Source organism: Acinetobacter sp. V2 (assembly GCF_001188385.1).
Lineage (GTDB): Bacteria > Pseudomonadota > Gammaproteobacteria > Pseudomonadales > Moraxellaceae > Acinetobacter > Acinetobacter oleivorans.
Map to the genome: position 1 here is coordinate 15,118 of NZ_JZFB01000006.1, position 5,327 is coordinate 20,444.

Consider the following 5,327-nt stretch of genomic DNA (forward strand, 5'->3'; position numbering starts at 1 on the left):
AGACCTTGAGCTTGCAAACCGCTATGTTGTAGTTCAACCGCAAGGGCTGCTGCCAAATTACCGCCAGCACTATCACCTGCTAGAACGATATTTTCGCTATCGATCTGCCAAGTTGAACCATGCTTTTTAAGCCATTGATAAACTGCTAAACAATCTTCATAAGCTGCCGGAAAGCGATGCTCTGGTGCCATGCGGTAATCTACGCTAATGACAACTGCATTTAAGTCCTGACACAAATAGCTGGTAATAAACTCATGTGAATCGAGCCCACCGACCATCCAACCGCCGCCATGTAAATACAATACACATGGCCAACCAGACTCAGGTCGATTTGTTTTTGGTAAATACACACGAACAGGAACTTGATGCTCATCATTTGCAACAAAGCGATCTTCTACTTCAATCTTGCCATCACGTGGCAAAGTGTAGTGTCGACACATCGCGTCATAGGCCGCACGGACTGAGTCAATATCTACATCTGCTGGTGAATAAATGCTGCTCCAATACACAAGGCTTTGCATTTCTTCACTTAAGGCATAAGTGGTCTGTTCATGTGTAGTCATTACCGTTCCCTCTAGCTGGTTTTTCTATCCAGTTTGATTGAGCTTGCAAGCTCAAGCTGCATCCTTTTTGCATGTTCATCTTGAGACTGGTTTAAACCAATTTCTTGCTCATCATAACCTTGTTGCTCAATTAAATGCGATGGGACTTTGGCATAATCCTGAATCAGCCATTTCACTAAGCCATAGGTTTGAATCAGAATAATCACAATGAATGGTAAAGCCGTCACAATCGTTGCTGTTTTCATGGTGTCTAAAGGTGCTTTACTAAAGATCATGGCAATTGGAACTAAAGTCAGCATGACACACCAGAACAGACGCGCATTTGGCGATGGATCTTGTCCTTCACTTAAACCACGTGTACATGTTGCTGAAACCGCATAACCTACCGCATCCATATGTGCTGCCAAGAACACCACCATAATGCCGAGGAAAATCCACATCATTAGTTTTCCGGCAGGTAACAGACTGAGCAATTGACCAATCGCAACCTCACCACCTTGTTGGCTTAAGATTTGCGGTACATTTACAGCCCCATGAATAAAGCTATAAACACTGTAGTTTTCAAACACACCGAAGATGAACCAAAGACCGACACTACCGCCAATCACCATGGCAAAGATCACTTCTTTAATGGTACGGCCTTTAGAAACACGCGTTACGAATAGTGCCACACCCGGTGCATATGAAATCCACCACAACCAGTAAAATACAGTCCATTCACGGGTAAATTTGCCATCACCCATTGGGTCGGTAAACAAACTCATATCGACAAAGTTGGTTGCCATTAATCCAAAACTCATTAATGAATTATTCAAAATGAATTGCGTTGGACCAAAGCAAAGTACATAAATTGCAAATAACACAACACCCAAGCACACCAAATGGCTTAAACGCTGCATACCTTTGTCCATACCAACGTAAGAGCTAAGCGCAAACACAACCGAAACGCCCAAAATGATGATGACCTTGGTCATAAAGGTATTTGGAATACCTGTGAGCTGAGACAAAATATTGGTAAATGTCACGGCAGTGAGTACCAATGAAATCGTTAAGGCACCAAACATACAAAGCAGGAACATAAGGTCAACTAAACGACCAACCACGCCGGTTGATTTAAAGCCTGTAACAGCCTCAATCACGGAAGCTAAACTCAACCCTTTGTTTTTTCTAACATGATAGCTGTAACACAAAGAAATTGATGCCAAAGCATAAATTGCCCATGCACTTAAACCAGAGTGGAAAAACGAGTAAGCTACGCTATATTTCAATGCTTCTGCTGACTCAGGCGGTAAGCTCAAACCCGGTGTTTGATAATAGTAAGCCCAGTCCAAAAAGCCCCAGTACAGTGTAGAAGACCCAATACCTGACAAGATGAACATAAAAATCCATGACATCGTAGTGTATTGAGGTTTCCCTTCACCTAGTTTGATTTTTCCGTATTTACTAAAGGCCAAACCAAAAGTAAAAATGATGGCTAAAAAAGCAAACAGTAATACTGGTGTTGTAAATACCGATGTCGTCCACTGCATCCATGTTGCAGCAATCTCGATCGACTCTTGCGAATAAATTGCCAAACCAGCAACTGAAATAAATACAAACAGTAAGCTGGTTACGGCAAGAACTTTATCCGTATAAATTTTTGTGTTTTGATTATCCATATCCATACATCCATTTTTGGATGGCGTTATTCCATAGCGAACACGTCCATTTTAGTTTGGGCTACACACGATGCAATTGCATCTCCTACCTCATAAGTTTTTGCCTGACCGCCAATATCGGCTGTTTTTGGCCCATTAATTAAGACATTCTCAATCGCCTGCATAATGTCCTGACCTGCTTGAATGCAGCGTTCATCTTCTTCACCAAAGAATTCGAACATCATGGCACCCGACCAAATCGCAGCGATTGGATTGGCAATTTGTTTACCGTAAATATCTGGTGCTGAACCATGTACAGGTTCAAACAATGATGGAAATTTTCTTTCTGGATTTAAATTTGCCGAAGCAGCCAAACCAATAGTTCCAGTACATGCAGGGCCTAAATCGGAAAGAATGTCACCAAATAAATTCGATGCCACAACCACATCAAAACGTTCAGGTTGTAAAACAAAACGAGCCGCTAAAATATCAACGTGCTGTTTATCAGCCTGAATTTGTGGATATTGTTTTGCCATCGCATCAACGCGTTCATCCCAGTACGGCATGCTGACAGCAATACCATTTGATTTAGTCGCTGCGGTAATTTTTTTCGCATCACGCTGATTTGCAAACTCAAATGCATAACGCAAAATTCGGTCTACACCATGACGTGTAAATACGGCTTCTTGTAAAACAAACTCGCGGTCTGTTCCTTCAAAAGCTTTACCACCAATGGCTGAGTATTCACCTTCACTGTTTTCACGAACTACGTAAAAATCGATGTCGCCTGGTTTTTTACCTACTAATGGACATTTCACACCTGGCATTAAGCGCACTGGACGTAAATTCACATATTGGTCAAAACCACGACGGAACTGAAGTAGCGAACCCCAAAGTGAAATATGGTCAGGCACTTTATCCGGCCAGCCTACAGCGCCAAAATAAATTGCATCGTAACCTTGCAAAGTTTCAAACCAGTCATCTGGCATCATTTTGCCGTGCTCAAGGTAGTAATCGCAGCTTGCCCAATCGAAAGCATCGAGTTGAAGCTCAATGCCATGCTTTTCTGCTGCTGCCTTTACAACCTTAATGCCTTCTGGTAGAACTTCTAAACCAATGCCATCGCCTGCAATCGTGGCAACTTTATATCTTTTTGCCATAAGCTTCCTTCACACCTTCGACTAATATCCTTGTATGGCTTAAACATGATGTTTTAAGCAAAAATGATCAATAACGGAACTATCACTCCAATGGACACGGATCGTGAATAATCTACCTAACCTATCGGATTTAAAGGTTTTTTGCACAGTCGCCAAACTAAAAAGTTTTGTCGAATCTGCTGAGGAACTTGGGACATCGCCAGCTTTTATTAGCAAGCGAATTAATATTTTAGAAAACACGTTAAGCTGCAAACTTTTTCATCGCAGCACGCGTCATGTCAGCCTGACGGAAGATGGCAAACTCATCCTTGAAAGAGTTTCGAATATTCTTGAAGAGTTTGATGAAGTCTGTGAACTGGTCAATAACCCACTTAGTACGCCCACTGGACGTATGGATATTATTAGTAGCTTTGGTTTTGGCAGAAAGCATATCGCCCCAATTCTGTCTAAATTAATGATGCTTTATCCAAAGCTTCAAATTCATTTTGATACCATCGACAATACTAAAGACCTGATTCAACACAGTATTGATTTGGATATTAGAATTGGTAATGAAATTGCGCCAAACATGATTGCGAAAAAGTTAGCTTCTAATTTTCGAATTTTATGTGCAGCACCAAGCTATTTACTTAAACATGGCGTACCAGACAGCATTGAAGACTTGCAAACACATGATTGTTTGACGATTAGTGAGCGTGATCAATCATCTGTGCTATGGAAATTTAGGCATGCTTCTGAAGATGTCTCGGTTCATGTCAAACCACGCTTTGTTTCTAATAACGGCGAGATTATTCATCAGCTTGCCATAGAAGGCCACGGTATTATTTTCCGATCAATTTGGGATGTTGCAGATGAACTAATTACAGGCCAACTTCAACATATTTTGCCTGAATATTGGCAAGATGCGGATATTTGGGCCGTTTATCCATCACGACTCAAAAGCTCGTCTAAATTACAAACTTGCATTTTGTTCATTCAAAATGAATTACTTAATCGATTGCAACATGTACAAAACTTAAGCCGTGGGCAACTCATTTCACCCGCAGTCAAACGTGAACCTCCACCAGAAAAAGTATTTCTATAAAAAAGCCCTAAGTGGGGCCTATCCACTTAGGGCAATAAATTGCTCTTAAATTTTAGAAATAATATCCAATTGAGAGATAAAATAATTTATCCCAATCATTACTGCTACCTTGTGCAAGACTATCGGCCCCACCGCCCACCATTGGATCATTTTTACTCATAATGTATTCACCCTGAATACCTATGGCTTTGTAATTAAAATAAACCCCTGCAATTAAACGTTCAGAGTCTTTGTAGCCATCCTCATCTTTAAAAAAGCGACTATGGGAGATATAAGGTTTAATATTTTCAATCTGATGGAATGGCTGAGCAAAGGTGTAATTAATTTCATTGACCAAATATTTACCTTTATTGGCGACTTGATATGGATAATCAAATGCTCCAATCGTTGAACTATTTGGAAATAAATCATCGCCATTGGTCACATCTTGCTTACCTGCCAAGAACATCCACTGCCATGCTTGATATTGCGTTTGAGCAAAAACGTTCCAAGATTTACGGTGTCCATCTATATTTGTTCTTTTATTTTCTAAGTCAGAATACCAAACTGACCCACCTAGCTCAGTCGAAAAATTTTGAGACTTATCTAGTTCAAATTTTCTAGATGCTCTCGCAATCCACATATTCTTTTCTTCAATATTGGTGCCATTGGTCAAATCATCAGCTTCAACAAAATTACCACTGTAACGGCTTGAGTCTTTTGAAGTGCCCTTATAATTTCCACCATCAGTTGGATAGAATCCTAAGGTCAAATTATATTTATCATCTGCAAATTTATATTTGATACCCAAATTATCGATATCTTCTAAACCCACTGTATTTAAAAGTGTTTCGTAATAACTACTTCCCCAAAACTCACCAAAACCAAAATCAACGGGTTGCAA

The 5,327-nt window shown here is 40.3% G+C and carries 5 protein-coding genes; 1 reads left to right on the forward strand and 4 read right to left on the reverse strand.

Annotated elements, in window-relative coordinates; all coding sequences use genetic code 11:
- From UC75_RS22035 to UC75_RS15945, 3 genes are all read right to left on the reverse strand, one after another.
- A partial coding sequence (locus tag UC75_RS22035) for an alpha/beta hydrolase fold domain-containing protein (protein WP_228137436.1) occupies positions 1-563 on the reverse strand: 563 nt, incomplete at its 3' end.
- Positions 564-574: 11 nt separating this feature from the next.
- Complete coding sequence (locus tag UC75_RS15940; RefSeq protein ID WP_128825320.1) at positions 575-2,227, reverse strand: BCCT family carnitine transporter; 1,653 nt, start codon at positions 2,225-2,227, stop codon at positions 575-577.
- Positions 2,228-2,247: 20 nt separating this feature from the next.
- The gene (locus UC75_RS15945; RefSeq protein WP_001129647.1) at positions 2,248-3,360 is read right to left on the reverse strand and encodes a tartrate dehydrogenase; all 1,113 of its coding nucleotides are present in this window, start codon (positions 3,358-3,360) and stop codon (positions 2,248-2,250) included.
- Positions 3,361-3,463: 103 nt separating this feature from the next.
- Here UC75_RS15945 and UC75_RS15950 point away from each other — a divergent pair, with 103 nt between their 5' ends.
- Positions 3,464-4,444, forward strand: a complete 981-nt coding sequence (locus UC75_RS15950) for a LysR family transcriptional regulator (RefSeq protein ID WP_049838154.1) — start codon at positions 3,464-3,466, stop codon at positions 4,442-4,444.
- Positions 4,445-4,496: 52 nt separating this feature from the next.
- Here UC75_RS15950 and UC75_RS15955 read toward each other — a convergent pair.
- Positions 4,497-5,327, reverse strand: an 831-nt coding sequence (locus UC75_RS15955; RefSeq protein ID WP_228137437.1) for a hypothetical protein, incomplete at its 5' end; no start/stop codon positions are given.